The 16,197-nt window shown below is 61.2% G+C and carries 14 protein-coding genes; 9 read left to right on the plus strand and 5 right to left on the minus strand.

Annotated elements, in window-relative coordinates:
• From ONB52_00605 to ONB52_00625, 5 genes are all read left to right on the plus strand, one after another.
• A complete protein-coding gene (locus tag ONB52_00605) occupies nt 1-1,065 on the plus strand; it encodes a DUF354 domain-containing protein (GenBank protein ID MDZ7414638.1) in 1,065 nt (354 codons plus the stop codon).
• Nucleotides 1,049-2,509 (plus strand): sugar transferase, encoded by a 1,461-nt coding sequence (locus ONB52_00610; GenBank protein ID MDZ7414639.1) that lies wholly within the window; start codon nt 1,049-1,051, stop codon nt 2,507-2,509. The genes ONB52_00605 and ONB52_00610 overlap by 17 nt, the downstream gene beginning before the upstream one ends.
• Before the next feature lie 19 nt (nt 2,510-2,528).
• The gene (locus tag ONB52_00615) at nt 2,529-3,620 is read left to right on the plus strand and encodes a Gfo/Idh/MocA family oxidoreductase (protein MDZ7414640.1); all 1,092 of its coding nucleotides are present in this window, start codon (nt 2,529-2,531) and stop codon (nt 3,618-3,620) included.
• The gene (locus tag ONB52_00620) at nt 3,551-4,081 is read left to right on the plus strand and encodes an N-acetyltransferase (protein ID MDZ7414641.1); all 531 of its coding nucleotides are present in this window, start codon (nt 3,551-3,553) and stop codon (nt 4,079-4,081) included. Before ONB52_00615 ends, ONB52_00620 begins: the two co-directional genes overlap by 70 nt.
• 177 nt (nt 4,082-4,258) lie before the next feature.
• Nucleotides 4,259-5,827 carry a capsule assembly Wzi family protein gene (locus tag ONB52_00625; protein MDZ7414642.1) on the plus strand — a complete coding sequence of 523 codons (1,569 nt, stop codon included), beginning with the start codon at nt 4,259-4,261 and terminating at the stop codon, nt 5,825-5,827.
• A gap of 272 nt (nt 5,828-6,099) precedes the next feature.
• Here the strand turns inward: ONB52_00625 and ONB52_00630 are convergent, their stop codons facing one another.
• The 4 genes from ONB52_00630 to selB all read right to left on the minus strand — a co-directional run bounded on the left by ONB52_00630 (nt 6,100) and on the right by selB (nt 12,450).
• Nucleotides 6,100-6,843 (minus strand): NYN domain-containing protein, encoded by a 744-nt coding sequence (locus tag ONB52_00630; protein MDZ7414643.1) that lies wholly within the window; start codon nt 6,841-6,843, stop codon nt 6,100-6,102.
• Nucleotides 6,844-7,159: 316 nt separating this feature from the next.
• Nucleotides 7,160-8,509 carry an MFS transporter gene (locus ONB52_00635; protein MDZ7414644.1) on the minus strand — a complete coding sequence of 450 codons (1,350 nt, stop codon included), beginning with the start codon at nt 8,507-8,509 and terminating at the stop codon, nt 7,160-7,162.
• 125 nt (nt 8,510-8,634) lie between these two features.
• Nucleotides 8,635-10,383, minus strand: coding sequence for an aldehyde dehydrogenase family protein (locus ONB52_00640; protein ID MDZ7414645.1), 1,749 nt, complete (start codon nt 10,381-10,383; stop codon nt 8,635-8,637).
• A gap of 144 nt (nt 10,384-10,527) precedes the next feature.
• The gene (gene selB, locus ONB52_00645) at nt 10,528-12,450 is read right to left on the minus strand and encodes a selenocysteine-specific translation elongation factor (protein MDZ7414646.1); all 1,923 of its coding nucleotides are present in this window, start codon (nt 12,448-12,450) and stop codon (nt 10,528-10,530) included.
• 219 nt (nt 12,451-12,669) lie between these two features.
• Between selB and ONB52_00650 the strand changes: the two genes are divergently transcribed.
• The 4 genes from ONB52_00650 (at nt 12,670) to ONB52_00665 (ending at nt 15,363) form a co-directional block, all read left to right on the plus strand.
• Nucleotides 12,670-13,719, plus strand: a complete 1,050-nt coding sequence (locus ONB52_00650; GenBank protein ID MDZ7414647.1) for a TonB family protein — start codon at nt 12,670-12,672, stop codon at nt 13,717-13,719.
• Between the two features lie 21 nt (nt 13,720-13,740).
• A complete protein-coding gene (locus tag ONB52_00655; protein ID MDZ7414648.1) occupies nt 13,741-14,454 on the plus strand; it encodes a MotA/TolQ/ExbB proton channel family protein in 714 nt (237 codons plus the stop codon).
• Nucleotides 14,455-14,546: 92 nt separating this feature from the next.
• A complete protein-coding gene (locus ONB52_00660; GenBank protein MDZ7414649.1) occupies nt 14,547-14,954 on the plus strand; it encodes a biopolymer transporter ExbD in 408 nt (135 codons plus the stop codon).
• A 1-nt stretch (nt 14,955) separates the two neighbouring features.
• A complete protein-coding gene (locus ONB52_00665) occupies nt 14,956-15,363 on the plus strand; it encodes a biopolymer transporter ExbD (GenBank protein MDZ7414650.1) in 408 nt (135 codons plus the stop codon).
• Nucleotides 15,364-15,513: 150 nt separating this feature from the next.
• Here ONB52_00665 and ONB52_00670 read toward each other — a convergent pair whose 3' ends face one another.
• Entirely contained in the window at nt 15,514-16,197 is a 684-nt protein-coding gene (locus ONB52_00670) for an NAD(P)H-binding protein (protein MDZ7414651.1), read from the minus strand.

Below are 16,197 nucleotides of genomic sequence, written 5' to 3' on the forward strand. Positions count from 1 at the left end.
ATGATCTGGTTTGATCTCGACAACTCGCCGCATGTGCCCTTGTTTCGGCCAATTTTTGCGGAATTGCGCCGGCGGCAGCAGGCACATTTCATCACGGCGCGGGATTTTGCACAGACCAGAGAACTTTTAATGCTATGGCAAATTCCACACCTGCTGCTGGGCCGGCATGGCGGCGGGAGCAAGGTCGGCAAAGTGGTGAATCTGCTGCAGCGCAGCCGGCAGTTGGCGCGCGTGATGCGTGACAAAGCGGTCACGTTGGCGGTGAGTCATGGTTCGCGCACGCAGCTCATGGCCGCCGCGCGTCTCGGCATTCCGGCGCTTTTGATGCTAGATTATGAATACACCGAAGCGAGAATCTTCAATACGCTCGCCACGCATTTGCTCATACCGGCGGTCATTCCCGACCAGCGCCTGGCGCAGGCGGGATTCAAGCTCAACAAGGTCATTCGCTACGCCGGTTTCAAGGAGGAAATTTATTTGCGCGATTTCGTGCCTGATCCGGCGTTTCGCGAAACCCTGGGGCTCGATCCACGGGCAAGCCTCGTCACGCTGCGGCCGCCGAGCCTTTTGGGGAACTATCACGATGCCGGGAGCGAAGCCCTGTTTCGCGCCTGCCTGGAGGTCTTTTCCGCGCAACAAAATGTGCAGTGTGTGATCGTCAATCGCACCGCGGCAGAACGCCGGCTGCTGCCGGAGGCGCTGTGCCGGCGGCCCAACGTGCGGGTGCTCGAACGTGCCGTGGACGGCCTGCAACTGTTGTGGGCCTCGGATGTCGTGGTGAGCGGCGGCGGCACCATGAACCGCGAAGCCGCATTGCTGGGCGTGCCCACCTACAGCATTTTCACCGGCCGGCGGCCTTATCTCGACGAGTATCTGCAGGCAGCCGGCCGCCTGACTTTCATCGAGCAGGCCCGGCAAATAGAGAACATTCCCCTGCGGCCCCGCCCCCGCCCGGCTGCCTTCACACCGGGCAATCCCGACCTGCCCGCACAAATCACCGAGTTGATTCTGGACTTGCGTCGAAACGGAGTGGCTGGAAACGCTTGCAATGCTACGCCTGATTAAAAGAGCACCGCACAAGTATCTGCTCGCCCTGTTGGATTGGGTGAGCATCAACACCGCCTTCCTTCTGGCGCTGGCGTATGGCGCGGACTCACAATTGCATTCGCCGGCCGCCGTGTGGGACGCATACCGGCCCGAGATTCTGTTTTGTGCACTCTACGGCGCCGTGGTGGTGTTGATCTTCCGGCATTACGATCTGTACAAGATCAACGTGTTTCTCTCGCTGGCCGACCACGTGGTGCGCATTGGCAACGGCATTTTCGCAGCCGTGCTGGGCCTGACCCTGTTTTCCTTCATTAAAAATGCACAGGTCATCATTGTCAGCCGTTTCGCGCCCTTCAGTTTCATTCTCATCAGTTTCAGCCTGCTGGTGTTCACCCGCATCGTGCTGTTTCGCAGTCTCTTTCTCTTTCTGACAAAACATGATTTGTACCGCCGCCGGGCCCTGATTCTGGGCGGCCGCACCACCGGCCGCATGATGGCGGCCACGGTGCGCCTGAAAAATCCCTACGGCCTGCGGGTGGCCGGCTTCCTGGATGACGAACTGGCGCCCGGCACGCGCGTGTTCGAGCAACTCCGCGTTTTGGGACGCCTGGATGAGGTCCAGGACGTGGTGCACCGCCACCGCATCGATGAGATCCTGGTCTGTCTCGATGAGGTCGCGCCGCAACGGCTGCTGGACGTGCTGGATTGGTGCGGCCAAACCACGGCCACCGTCAAGATCGCCTCGCCATTGTATGAAGTCGTGGCGGAGCGCCTGTCCACGGAACGTTACGGCAACATCCCGGTGGTGGGCTTCAGTGCGGCCAAACCCACCCGGCTGCACAAGCTGTGCAAGCGCACCCTGGATGTGACGCTCGCCACTGCCGGCCTGATTTTGCTTGCACCGGTGATGATGCTGATTGCGATCGCCATCAAGCTGGACTCGCCCGGACCGGTGCTCTTCCGGCAAATTCGCATGGGCAAGGACGGCCGGCCGTTTCACTTCTACAAGTTTCGCTCGATGGTCACCGGCAGCGATGACGACGACACACGCAAGCGCGCCATGCTGCAGTTCATGCGCGGCCGGTCGCACAACAACGGCCACAACGGAATGACCAAGATCGTCAACGAAGCACGCATCACGCGCGTCGGCCGCTTCATCCGCAAAACCAGTTTGGATGAGCTGCCGCAGCTTTTCAACGTCATCAAGGGCGACATGAGTCTGGTGGGGCCGCGCCCCTGTCTGCCTTATGAATGGGAAAATTACGAAGACTGGCACAAAAAAAGATTGAGTGTGACCCCGGGCTGCACCGGTGTGTGGCAAGTCAGCGGCCGCAGCCTGGTCGGCTTCGACGACATGGTCATACTCGATCTCTACTATATTCAAAATGCCTCCCTGCTGCTGGATTTGCCCCTGATTTTGAAAACCATCCCGGTGATGCTTTTCGGAAAAGGTGCCAAATAATCTGGTTGAGGATATGCTCATGAAGATCGGTGTCGTTGGCCTTGGTTACTGGGGTCCCAACCTGGTGCGTAATTTCTTTGCGACCGAGGGGGTGGAGGGGGTGGTTTGTTGTGACATTGAAGAACAGCGTCTGCACAAGATTCGGAAAGTGTTTCCCAATGCCGAAGTGACGACCTCGTTTGAAAGTCTGCTGCAGCGCCCGGAGGTGACGGCACTTGCGATCGCCACGCCGGTATCCTCCCACTATCCCCTGGCGCTGCGGGCATTGCGCGCCGGCAAACACGTTCTGCTGGAAAAGCCGATGACCACCAGGGTCGAGCACGCCCGCGAGCTGATTGCCCTCGCCCGCGAACAGGGGTTGACTCTGATGGTCGATCACACCTTTGTTTACACCGGCGCCGTGCGCAAAATCAAGGAAATGATCCAGCGCGGTGAAATCGGCGACATTCTGTATTTCGACTCGGTGCGCGTCAATCTCGGCCTGTTTCAACACGACACCAACGTGATTTGGGATCTCGCCCCGCATGATGTGTCGATCATGGATCATCTCATCGATCGCGAGCCGGTTTCGGTCTCGGCGGTCGGAGTAAGCCACTACAACTGCCTGGAGGACGTTGCCTACCTCACCGTGCATTTTGCCGACCAATTGCTTGCGCATTTCCACGTCAACTGGCTGTCGCCGGTGAAGGTGCGGCGCATTTTGCTGGGCGGCAGCAAGCACATGGTGGTCTATGACGACATGGAGCCCAGCGAAAAAGTGAAAGTCTACAACCGCGGCGTCGAGATCACTGAAAAGGAATCGGTGTATCAGACGCTGGTGCAATATCGCATGGGCGACATGTACGCCCCCAAAATCGATCAAACGGAGGCACTCTCCCGGTTGACAGCGGAGTTCGCGGATTGCATTCGCACCGGCCGCCGGCCGCTCACCGACGGCACCGCCGGCTGCAATGTCGTGCGCATTCTGGAAGCGGCCGAGCAATCGCTGCGCTCCGGCGGACGCGTCGTGCCGCTCGCCACACATTCCCGCAAGGAGTTCTCGTGGAAAACTATCAAAGAATATCAGCAGATGTCAAGCTTGGCAGGAACGTTCGAATCTTCGCCTTCGTGAATCTCTATGGCTGTGAAATCGGCGACGACTCCAAAATCGGTGCCTTCGTCGAAATTCAGAAGAACGCCCGCATCGGCCGCGCCGTCAAAGTCTCCAGCCACACCTTCATTTGCGAAGGTGTAACCATCGAAGACGAAGTGTTCATCGGCCACAACGTTTCCTTCATCAATGACCGCTATCCCCGCGCCACCACCGCCGCTGGCCGCCTGCAAACCGAAAGCGACTGGCAGGTGGTGCCGACGCTGGTGAAAAAGCGTGCGAGCATCGGCAGCGGTGCGACGATTTTATGCGGTGTCACCATCGGTGAGAACGCCATTGTCGGCGCCGGCAGCGTGGTGACGAAAGACGTGCCTGCCAATGCCATCGTGGCCGGCGTGCCGGCACGGGTGCTCAGAATGCAGAAACCGCTTCCCAGCGAAAACATTTCCAACCCGGCGGTGTGCCAACGCGCGGCGTCGTGAAACTCCGGAGATTTTAATGCGACGGCCCGGCCGTTGCAGCTACATGCCCGCAACCGTGCGTGATTTCACAACCACACGCCGGGGCGCAATAATCCGCAACCTCCGCGCGGTGGTCTGCGGTTGCGCGCGTTGCCGCAAATTGGGTCCTCATCCGCCGGCATATTTGAGTGACCGTTGATGATTCGCCCATACCTCCCGGCAATTGTGCCGGCAGCAGTGCTGGCCTCCGCCGTGGCAGCGGGAGCGCAAAGCCTCCTGGCGATGCCACCCTCCTGGCATTGGCAGAATGATCATCTCGAGGAACTCGCTCTGCGCCATCCCGTGCTCGCGTTGCAACAGATGGCGCTCCCCCTGCGCCGTGTCACCGGCACCGCGGCCCTTTCCGGATTGCGCGGGCAGGGTGGCGCGGAGGAATTCTGGCGGCGCTGGTGCAAAGCCGCGGCGGTCAATGACACCACAACCGGGCCGGTGATGATCGCCGGCTTGGACTTTGCCGGCCGCTCGCAAACCCTGCCGCCGGATCTTGCCAGCGAGCGCAATTTCATTGCCGCGCATTCGCGCCTGGGGGTGCGCAGTTATCTGGTGATTTCTCCCGCGCCCGCGCTGACGCTGGTGAATGTGATGCGTGTCGATCTCGGCGTGTCCGATGAACCTGAATACCTCGGCAAGCGCTGGCGCGACATTACCGGGTTGACGGAGCAGGCTTATGTCCGTTTTGAGCGGGGCAAATATGCCGTGAAACTGGGGCGGGATTATGTGAAGTGGGGGCGGGGGTTCGATGCTTCGTTGTTGCTTTCCGACTACAGCCGCGCGCTCGATCAGTTGCATTTGCAATTCGATCTGGTGCGGCTGCGGTTGGTGTATCTCGCGGCCCAACTCGACCCCTGGCTCACGCCGGATTCGCTCGCGCAGGCTCTGCGCAGCGGGTTTGCCTCCCGCTATCTCGCCGCCGGTCGTTTGGAAGCGGAAATTCTGCCGCAGCGGCTGCGCCTGGCATTTTCACAAATGGTGCTGTCTGGCGGCCCGCACCGCCGCTTCGAATGGCTCATGCTCAATCCGCTGTTGCTGTATCACGGGGAGCAGCTCAACGGCGATCTCAACGCCAACACTGCGGTCGCCTTTGACGCGCTGTTCCTGCCACGAGCCGGCCTGGAGATTTACGGCCAATGGCTGATCGATGATTTTCAAATTGAAAACGTGGACAGCACGGATTTGGAGCCAAATGAGTGGGGCCTGTTGGTGGGCGGGCGCGTCGCTGATCCGCTTGGCCTCCGCGGCGTAACCCTGGGTGTGGAGTTCACGCGCGTGGCGAACCGCACCTACAAAACCAAGCGCGATTGGGAGAAGTTCTTGCACCGCCAGCAGCCGCTGGCGCATTTTTTAGGCAATGACTTTGAGCGCTGGCTGGCGCATGCGAGCGCGTATGCCGGCCGGCAGGTTTGGACGCAACTCCTCCTGGAATATCGCCGTCGCGGCGAAGGTCGCATCACCACGCCGTTCGATCAGCCCTGGCTCGCCGTTCCCACCGGACAATCCTACCACGAAAAATTCCCCTCCGGAATCGTCGCGCGCAGTTTGCATTTACGTTGGCAGGCGCGCTGGCATCCCACCGCCAATTTCGTTGTTTCTCTCCTGGCTGCCTTTTCACACTTTCACAATTACAACCATCAGCCGGACTTGCGGCATGATGAAAAACGGTTTGTTGTTGGCTGCGCGTGGAGGAGGATGATCACGCGGGCGCGATGAAGGCGGGGTGATTGAAGCATCGCAGTTTTGTTTGTCAGGAAACCGGAGTGATCACATGCAATGACACTCGTGATCTTCGGGCAGGGCGCCGCCTCGTCAAGTCCTGCCCTGAAAGAAGAATTTTGCGTCTTTGGGGAAACCTTCAGTCAACGGGAGAGGATGGTCGGGCATGAGTTCAATTTTTCTCCCACGAAAACAACCCAAAACCATTTTCGTGGGATTTCGTTTTCGTGGGAGAGGGGTGTTCAAAAAGTACGCAGGCTGTTCTTCATTCATGTTTTCCCGTAGCCGGTCACGATGTAGGTGCCGCTTTTGGGGTGGCGATCGAGCTTGATGATGCCGTTGGCCTGGGCATCCTCCAGCAACTCGGAGAAGGAGTGATAACCGAATTCGCCTTCGTCGAAGAAGGGCCGTTTGCGCTTGATGGTTTGTTTGATGGTCGAGGCCAGCAAGACCTCCTTGTTTTCGCGCATCAATGCCTGGATGGCGTCGATGAGCCAGTACATCACCTGCGCCTTTTTGCGCGGCAGGCCCTTGATTTTGGGCGGCTCGCCCACCGGGCGGAACAAATCCTCATAAAAAATGAACTCGTCACAATTGCTGATCAGCAGCTCGGAAGACGACTGCTTGCGGCCCACGCCGATCACGGTTTTGCCATTCTCCTTGAGCTTGGAGACCAGCGGGCTGAAATCCGAGTCGCCGGAGACGATGACGAAGATGCTGATATGCTCCTTGGAGTAACACATGTCGAGCGCATCGACCACCAGGCGGATGTCCGCGGAATTTTTGCCGGTCATGCCGCGGTGCGGAATCTCGATGAGATCGATGGCGGCGCCGTGCAGCGCCAGTTTTTCCTTGGGATATTTCTCCCAATCGCAATATGCCCGTTTGGCGACGATCTTGCCTTTTTCCAGCAAGCGTTCGAGAATCTTTTGAACGTCAAAGCCGATGGCCGGCTGTTTGTCGCCCAAAACCAGGTTTTCAAGATCGATAAAAACGGCGATTTTGTCTTCCATTTATTCCTTTTTGGAAGTTTTGTTCGTGAGAGGCTTCCGGGTTGCCACAATGCGAAGGTCAATTTTCGCTAGTTTGATCATCGGTTCCCAATTCCTGCGCGACCACTGTCATGTTGGAGGGAAATTGGGCTGATTCGTGCTGGAATTGGCTGAAAACTGCCTGGAGCCCCCGAACATCGCGCGCCAGTTCCGCACGTTGCTGCCTGGACACGCGCGCTTCCCGAATGCGGCGGCGACAGGCTTCAATGTAGGGTCGCATTTCTGAGATGGCCGAAAAATAACTTGTGCCGCGGTGAGATGCAAGACAGGTTTCGGGTTAGTGGCGCGCGGCTGCCTGTTCTTGCAAATTCGCCAGGCTCCGCCGGTAAGGTTTCAATCCCAGCCAAAACAGCAGCGCGGCCGGCAACAGGGCCAGGGTACCGACAACGATCAGCGAATAGCGCACGCAGTTTTCATCGCCGAAAACAAAATCCGTGATCAGCGCCACCGCCGTGGGGCCCAAACCCAGGCCGATGAGATTGATGACGAAGAGATAAAGTGCAGAAACCTGGGCGCGCATCTGGTTGGGGGTTACTTCCTGAATCGCGGCGGTGGCCGCGCCAAACGCGAAACTCGCGAAAATATTCACCGGGATCAAAGCCAGCAGTGCCGCCTCACCGTTCGGCATGAGCGGATAGAGAATGATGGCGGGCGTGAGGGCGAGTGCGGCCGTCAGGCCGGTGCGCAGTTTGGCATCGACATGGCCGCGCCGCGCCAGCCAATCCGTGAAGTAGCCGCCCAGCAGGATGCCCAGCGTGCCAAAGACGACGATGACCGGACCGTAAACCGTGCCGACTTTGGCGGCCTCCCAGCCGTAAGTGCGCATGAAGAACGGCGGAATCCAGGCGTTGGCGGCATAATTGTGCAGCGCAAACAGGGCAAAACCGAGATGGTGGCACAGGAAGGTCCGCTTGTTTGCGCGCATGTAGGCGAGGACGGCGCGCATGGGATATTGTGTGCGCTCCACGCCAGTCGTGCCCGCAAGCCCGCCGTGCCGGACCGGCTCGCGCACTGTCAGCAGCAACGCCGCCACCAGCAGGCCCGGCAGGCCGATCACGAAGAAGATCTTCTGCCAGGGGAAGATGGTGCCGACGACGGGCAATTCCAGCGGCGTCGCTTGCGCCGTCAGTCCCACGATCAGGCCGTTGATGAACATCGCCAGCCCCGCACCGATGAAGATGCCCATGCCGAACACGCTCATGGCGAGGGCCAGGCGCGGTTTGGGGAAATAGTCGGCGATCATCGAATAGGCGGCGGGAAAGAGTGCGGCCTCGCCCACCCCCACGCCCACGCGCGCCAGAAAAAGATGCCCGTAGTTTTTCGCGATGCCGCTGAGTGCCGTCATCACACTCCACAGTATGATGCCGAGCATGATGATTCGTTTGCGGCTGTGGGAATCCGCCCAGCGGCCCATGGGCAGGCCGAGCAGGGTGTAGAACAAGGCGAAGCTGAAACCCATGAGCAGGCTCATCTCGGTGTCGCTGAGGATGAAATCGCGCTTGATGGGCGTGACCAGCAGGCTGAGAATCAGGCGATCGATGTAAGCCGAGATCGCGGCAAGCGTGAGCACGGCCACGACATACCAGGCATACGCCGGGCGTGGGAAAGCGTTGTGGTGCGGGAGCATCGCCTGCTGTTCGGTGGTGATCTGCAAGCCCATGATGGCAACGGGGAATTTTTGAACCGCTGGTGGCGGAAAGTCCCGGCCCTGGCCGTCTGCGGGACGGGGGAAGATTGCGGCCGCAGCCGCGCTCAACCGCGGATCGCAGTCGCGACCAGCGCGGGGATTTTCCACCATGCCGGTGCCGCTTCAAAACGGGCGGCCCTGGGCGCCAGCCGGTGGAGAACCCGGTTGGTGGCGAACCACAGCGGTGTCGGCCACATGCGGAAGCCGCCGCGCACCACGGATTTCTGCGGCCGGGAAAACATGAAGGTGTTGTGCACCACGCCGGTGCCGGATTGAATGTCATAGATGTCATGGCCGGGGAAGGCGCCCCAGGTGGTGGCGATCAAACCATAACCCAACCCGGCCCAGTGATTGACCATGACCGTGCCATAGCGCAAGTTGGCGATGGCCGCCTCCACCGCGGCATGGATTTCGGGATCGCGCAGGGAAGCGGGATGAACGATGAGCGTCGCGCTCAAAGTGCCCCACAGCTTGTCATTGACAAATTGCACGGCCCGCGCGAGATATTCGGGAACACTGGCGGCCGCCAGACCGGTTTCCGCGGCGGTGCTGCAGAAGGACTCGGTGGTGAAACAGATTTCGGAGGAAGCCTCGGGATCGAGATCACTGATGAGCAGCCACGGCAGCCTGCCCCTGCCGGCCGTGCCGATGGGTTCGGCCTCGGGATGCGCGGCGTGGAATTTTTCGTAGCGTTCGGCGGCGCCGGGATAGTAAGCCAGCCGTGTTGGAATGCGGCCGAGCGCAGCCCGCAGTGCGGCGAGCAATCGCGGCCGCAGGGGCCAGCGGGCATGTTGCACGAGCACGCGCAGCGCCACGCAGTTGAAGCCGGCATTGTTGGCCAGCATGGTTGCGAGGTTGGCGGCTTGAAACGCGATATCGGCGTCCGTCCACGGGCCGGGCACGATGATCACCGGGGTGACGTTGCCCAGCTCGCTGGTAAACGGTTTGGTCAGCAGCGGCCGGCGTTGCGCTTTGCGTTGCGCGGCCTGCGGGCCGCTGCCGAAGACGATGGCTTCGAAAGTCTTGTCGGAGCCGGTCATGTGCAGCGCTTCGATGCCGGGATGGTGGCAGAGATACGTCCCCTCGGCGCTGCCGCCATACACCACCTGCAGGAAATGCCCGGCGATCAAAGCGCGAAACGCCCGCTCGTAAAACGGCCCGAGACAGGCATTCACCGGATTCATTTTCAACAGCACGACGTTGTTCTCGACGAAGAGCTGATAGAGTGCATCCAGCGGTGCGATGGAGGAGACGTTGCCGGCGCCCAGCACCAGCGCCACTTTGCCGCCGCGCGCGTGTGTGTGATAAGCCACGGCCTGTGTGGCAGTCAACGTGTCGAGCGTCACGCCGGGTTGCATCCAAACCTCGGCGGAGATGCCGCGGTACAGCACGCGCTCATAGGGATCCTGCGGCATGACCGGGGCCGCGACTTGTCCATTCGCCAGCAACCCTGGCCTGCCGGGAAGCCGTGGCCGGCCGTATCTCTCGATGTCGCACAGAGACTGCCGCAACAGGCGCAGGTTGCGGTGAATGCACAGCGGGCCGCCCAGCCATTCTTCGCCGGCGGTCACACTGTCCGGGTCGATGCCTTTCGCCGTGTGTGCCGCCGCCACCCATTCTGCCGCGATGGCCGAATAATCACGCAGGAGCGTGTCGAGCAGCGCAATGCGGGCGCGGATGTCAAGCGTGGCCCATTTGTGCTTGTGCGCCTGCAGGCGGTCAATCGCCTGGTCGAGCACGGCGGGTGAAGTGGGGGGGAGGGTGGCGGGGCCTTCGGGAATGGCGGCGGTGCCGCGCGGGGCGGTGATGATCATGAGGTGCTCCTCGTTTTCCCGGAACAGAATCGCGTTTCTTGTGCCTCGAAAACATTGTCGAGGGCTGCTGGGGATTCCGTTGTCTGCGGGCGGTTGCCAAATTTTTACCCGGTGAGGTAGAGACCGGGCAGTCCAGCGGGGGAATCACGCGATTTGACTTTCTGCGCCCTCGATTCCCAGAACCCTCACTTCGCCCTGGCGCTGGGTCACGCCGGTGGCGTCGAAGTATTGCAAGAGCGGTATGGCAAATTTGCGGCTGGTGTTGTCCACCAATTGTTTGAATTGGCCGACGGTCATTTCGCCATGGCGGCGCAAGTAGTCAATCACTCTCTTGTGTGCCTCCTGGAGGTGATCGCGGTGCAGCCAGATGCCTTCGCCCAGGCGCACGACTTCCTGCATCAGTGACATGACTTGCAGCACTTCGAGGACTTGTGCCTCAGTAGCTTTGCAGGTGGCGGCCAGTTCCAGTGGCGCGGGCGGGGCGTAGCGTGCGGCGTGCAGGGCGGCCAAAAGCTGCTGGCGCAGTGCCTGTTGTGCGGGGGAGAGGTGAATTTGATGATCTGCCAGCGCCAGCCGGGCATCGATTTCCTTCAGTTTGTTTTCCGCCCTGGCGGTGCGCACCAGCAGATTGAGCAGGGCGGTGTCGGCCAGCGCCGGCAGGCGACTGCTCACCTCGGCTTTGCGCAGACCGGGTTTGGTGGGGTGTTGCTCATGATATTCCGCCAGCAGGGCCGCGAGCTGGTGCCACAAGCCGTCCAGCCGCTGGCGATGGATGAAGGTGCGTTTGTTGATGGCCACCACCGCGCGCTGCTGGATCAACTGCTCGACCGCCGCCTGCACGCTTTCCTGGGAGGTGTTGGTTTCCGCGGCCAGTTGCGTCAGCGTGACGGCATGGCGGCCGGGCAGCAGGAATTGCATGACCAGTTGTTCGGTGGGGCTGTGTTGTTCGAGGGCATCCAGTCTGGCCAGCAGCTCGGGATCGCGGCGGCGCAGGCGTGTGGCTTCGACTTCGAGCACCAGGCCGCCGCCGATGGTGCGCGGGGGGGAATACTGGCGCAGGACAAAAGGATCACGCGGCCGGACCGCCACCGGTTTTTCGAAACGCAATTGTGCCAGCCCGCTTTCACCCGGCTGCAATTCATTGGCGGTCAGGGGCAGCACACGCGCCATGACCTCTGCCGTGCCGAGATGGACCCGCACGCGCGTGCGCCGTTTCAGCGGCGCGGGGGCTTGGGCGAGCAGGCGGACGCGACAATTGCTGCGCCGCGTGGGGCCAAAATAGCCGGGCGCCGCCAGCACCTGTCCGCGCATCACTTGTTCGATGGCGACCCCCTGCAGGTTGACCGCGGCGCGATCGCCGGTTTGCACCAGCGGCGTGTTGTGGCCGTGGCATTGCAAGCCGCGCACACGCACGCGCAGGCGTTCGGGCAGGAGTTCCAGCTCCTCGCCCAGCGTCGTCTGACCGGACAACACCGATCCGGTGACGACCGTGCCAAAGCCCTTCATCACAAAAGCACGGTCGACCGGCATCCAAAACACACCGCGATCCTGGCGGGGCGGCAACTCGGCAATGAGCTGGCGGAGATGCTGTTTGAGTTCCGCCATGCCGGCACCGGTAACCGTCGAAACCGGCAGGATCGGCGCCCGTGCCAGAAAAGTGCCCTGCACCAGCCGGCGAATATCCTCCTGCACCAGCGCCAGCCAGTTGGCCTCGACCAGGTCGATTTTGGTGAGCACGATCAGGCCGCGCGGGATTTGCAGCAGCTCGCAGATGTCCAAATGCTCGCGCGTCTGCGGCATGACACCGTCATCCGCCGCAATCACAAACAGCACCAGGTCGATGGTGCTCACGCCGGCCACCATGTTCTTGACAAATTTTTCATGACCGGGAACGTCAATGATGGTGGCGGACTCATCGAGATGGGCAAAGCCGAGGTCGATGGTCATGCCGCGCGCTTTTTCCTCCGGCAGCCGATCGGTATCCACGCCGGTGAGCGCTTTGACCAGGGACGTCTTGCCATGATCAATGTGGCCGGCCGTGCCGAGAATGACATGACGTGCAGGCATGGAATATGCTGATAAAAACACTCGTGAAAACGATGCAGGCCGCGTGGATGTCAGCCTGCTCTAACGAACCGGGCGCAATATAACCATTTGCCGCAAAATGAGCAAGCCGCTCCGCCCGGCTTTTGTCCGCGCCCATCACCCGCGGCCGGTATATTATGCCGCATAGATTCACCTCCCGACTCGAACAATCGTCTTTTTTTATTAGGATGATCCTGCTGCATGAGGACCGCGCAGGTTAAAACTTCCAGAGATGGTGCCACTGCCCGCCCGCGTCCGGTGTTGTCGACGCTGGACGCCATTGCCGCCCACCCCTCGCAACGTTTCAGCATCGCCATCAGTGGTTCCTTGTTCGTGCATGCCCTGATCTTCGCAGGCTGGCTGTCTTCTGCGTTACTGAGCAAGCCCGAGATCCTGGAGCTGCGCGAGATCAGTTACATCGATGAAACCGAGCTGCCGCCGGAGGAGAAGGCGCCGGAGCAGGAACTGGAGGTGGAGCCCGGCGGGACTGATGCCTTCGACAACAGTCAACCGGCAGTGGGCCGCGTGACCCGTGCGCGCGGCACGATCAGCGCCAGCGAGGCCGGCAGCCCGCTTGCCAACGGCATCCCCGCCGGCGGCGGTGAACCGGGCCCACCCGCTCCCAACGTGGAGGAACTGGGCGTGCTCAAAGTGATGGAGGGCGTTGCCGAGGTTGCCGGCGTGTCGAGCGAGCCGGTGTTGCACATTGCCGGCGCCGGCAAATTTCTCACCAACGGCCACGGCAGCAGGAATGGCACGGATATCGGCGCCGCGGTTTTGGAGGGTTTTGCCACCGGCAATGGCGACGGCCGGGGCTATGGCAATGGCGTCGACGGCGTCTTCGAAGGTTTGAAGGGCGAAATCGGCGGCACCGGCGTCAAGCTCGGCAAGGTTGGCCGCGTCACCATCGAACGCATTGGCCGCATCACCGGCAGCAAGGAGGCCACCAGCGGCGCCGGCGGCCGTTCGGAGGAATCCCTGCGCCAGGTGATGATGGACAACATGGGGCGGTTGCAATACCTCTACACCAAATATCTGAAGAACGGCCTGGAAGCACGCGGCAAGGTGGAGGTGGAGGTGACGATCAGCGCGGAGGGCAAAGTCACCGAGGTGCAGATTCTCTCTTCGCAAATTCCGATTGCGGCCTTTCAGGAGGAATTGCGCGATGCCATCCGGCGCTGGAAGTATCAACCCATCGCGCGCGGGTACATGAAAGTCGTCTATCCGATGATCTTCATCAAGATGAGCTAACGGACTTGTTCGGAGCCTGGAATGGAAGTCAATTTCTGGGAAACGGTGCGGGAAAGCCCGACCTTCATCGTTCTCTTCGGTTGTTCCCTGCTGGTGGTGACTTTCATCATCGAACGCTGGTTGTATTTCCGCCGCACCACGCTCGATGCCAACGCCTTTGTCAGCGCCATCTACAAAAACATGCAGAGCGGCGGGCCGCGCGCCTGCCTGCAGTACTGTCAGACGCTGCACAAGCCGCTGGCGGCGGTGGTGCGCGCCGGCCTGGAGAATCTCGCGCTGGGTGAGAAGCGGGTGCAGGAAATGATGGAAGCGACAGCGCTGGAGGAGAAGATCAAGCTGGAGCGTTTCTTGAGCATTCTGGGCACGATGGGCAACATCGCGCCGTTCATCGGGCTGTTGGGAACGGTCGTCGGCATCATTCGCGCCTTTCATGATCTCGCGGTTTCCGGCTCCGGCGGGCCCGCAGTGGTGGCGGCGGGCATTTCCGAAGCGTTGATTGCGACCGCCGCCGGTTTGTTCGTGGCGATCCCCTCCGCGATTGCCTACAACTTTTTCCTGCGCCGGGTGGGAACGATCATGACGGAAATCGAAGCGGCCACACGCAAAGTGCGCGTGATCATCGGCATCGGGCAGATGCAGGAGCAGATGCCGGCGGAGGAAACCCACGACGAGGCGGCCGGCCGGCTCAAGCGCGCGACGCGCGTCTCTGCCATTCGCAAGACCACGAGCGTTTGACCCCCGACGCGGCGGGCAAGGCATGACGCGCGCGGCCACTGCGGATGGCAGCGGCCGGCGCCGCTCCCGCTGTCATTCTGGAAAACACGGTTATGCAAATTGATCAACAGGAAGGCGGCCTGACCGAAATCAACCTGACCTCATTGATCGACGTGGCGCTGGTGCTGGTGGTGATCTTCATGGTGATGACGCCGATGATCATGCAATCGCAGATCATGGTGTCGGCGCCCAAGGTCGGCACGGCGGGCGGCGCGGAAAAGCAGGTCGATGCGTGCATTGAAATCCATCTCACCCGCGCCGGCGTGATTTTGTTGAACGACCAGCCGGTGGCACCACAGGCCCTGCACGAAAGCCTGCGCCGGCTGTTGAGCCAGAGCCGCAACAAACTGGTGGTGGTGAGCGCCGACGAGCAGGTGGTGCACGATCGCGTCGTGGCCCTGCTCGATGCCGCGCGGCAGGCGGGCGCCAAGGAACTTTCCATTGTCAAACGCAAACTCTGATATGGATTCCGGCAAGCCCTCGGGCGACATCATCAGCAATTTGAATCTCGCGCCGCTGGTGGATATTGCGCTGGTGCTGGTGATCATTTTCATGGTCACCGCCCCGCTGCTGGATGTGCCCTCCAATCTCGCAGTCGATTTGCCCAAAGCCGCCACCGTCGAGGCGAAATCGCAGGACAACATCACGATCTCACTGGCGGCCGGCGGCGAGATCGCGCTCAACGACCAGATGCTGGCACCCGCCCGGCTCGCGCCGGCCCTGAAGAAAATGGTGAATGATCATCCCAACCGCCTGGTCGTCATCCGCGCCGACAAGAACGTCAGCCACCGCCAGATTTTGGATCTGCTCAGTCTGGCCAAGAAGAACGGTGCGAAGCGGATTGCGATTGCCACGGTGCAGCGCCGGTGAGACGTTGCCGTGGCGCGTTGCGATTCAAATCGCCGCCGGGTGGCAAAAGCCGGCCGGGGAGGGAGCGAAGGGAAGCAGGATGGAAAATTGCGCTGCCACCCGCCGCCCGGCGGCGGCAGCATGCCCGCGATTGTTCGTGTGCACCCTGTTTCAAAATTCCCCCCCTCTTTTTCCCACCGCAATCTCCTGCAATTCCTCTGATTCATAAACATTGACCCCCGTGCGGCCGCGTTGCGCAATGGCAACCATCGCCGCCGCGACGTCGGCCGCGGCGATGGCACGGTAGCGTCGCAGTGGCCCGAGGAACGCGAAGGACAACAGCCGGAACAGCGCGATGCCCAGGCGTTCGGCCGGCCGGAATTCCGCGCGTTTTCCCAGCAGCAGGGAGGGCCGTAAAATGTGCAGGCCGGGCAGGTGTAGTTGCTGCAAGGCCTGCTCGACCTCACCCTTGACTCGGTTGTAAAAGATGGCGGAACGCGGATTCGCCCCCATCGCGGTCACGATCAGGAATTGCTTCACGCCCTGTTGCGCGGCGCGGCGGGCAATCGCGACGGGATAGGTGAAATCCACCCGGCGAAAGGCTGCCGGCGAGCCGGCTTTCCTGATGGTGGTGCCCAGACAGCAGAAAATCTCATCGACCCCGCGCAACGAAGCCGCGCTGCCCTCGAGATCGTCGAAATTCACGATCTCCTGTTGCAGCCTGGGATGCCGGTCCGGCAGCGGCCGGCGCACCCAGGTGATCACACGATGATAACTGTCGTTTGCCAGCAGGAGCGGCAGGCAATGGCTGCCCACCAACCCGCTGGCGCCCAGCAACAACGCGGTTTTCGCCAT

Source organism: candidate division KSB1 bacterium (assembly GCA_034506255.1).
Classification (GTDB): domain Bacteria; phylum Zhuqueibacterota; class Zhuqueibacteria; order Zhuqueibacterales; family Zhuqueibacteraceae; genus Coneutiohabitans; species Coneutiohabitans thermophilus.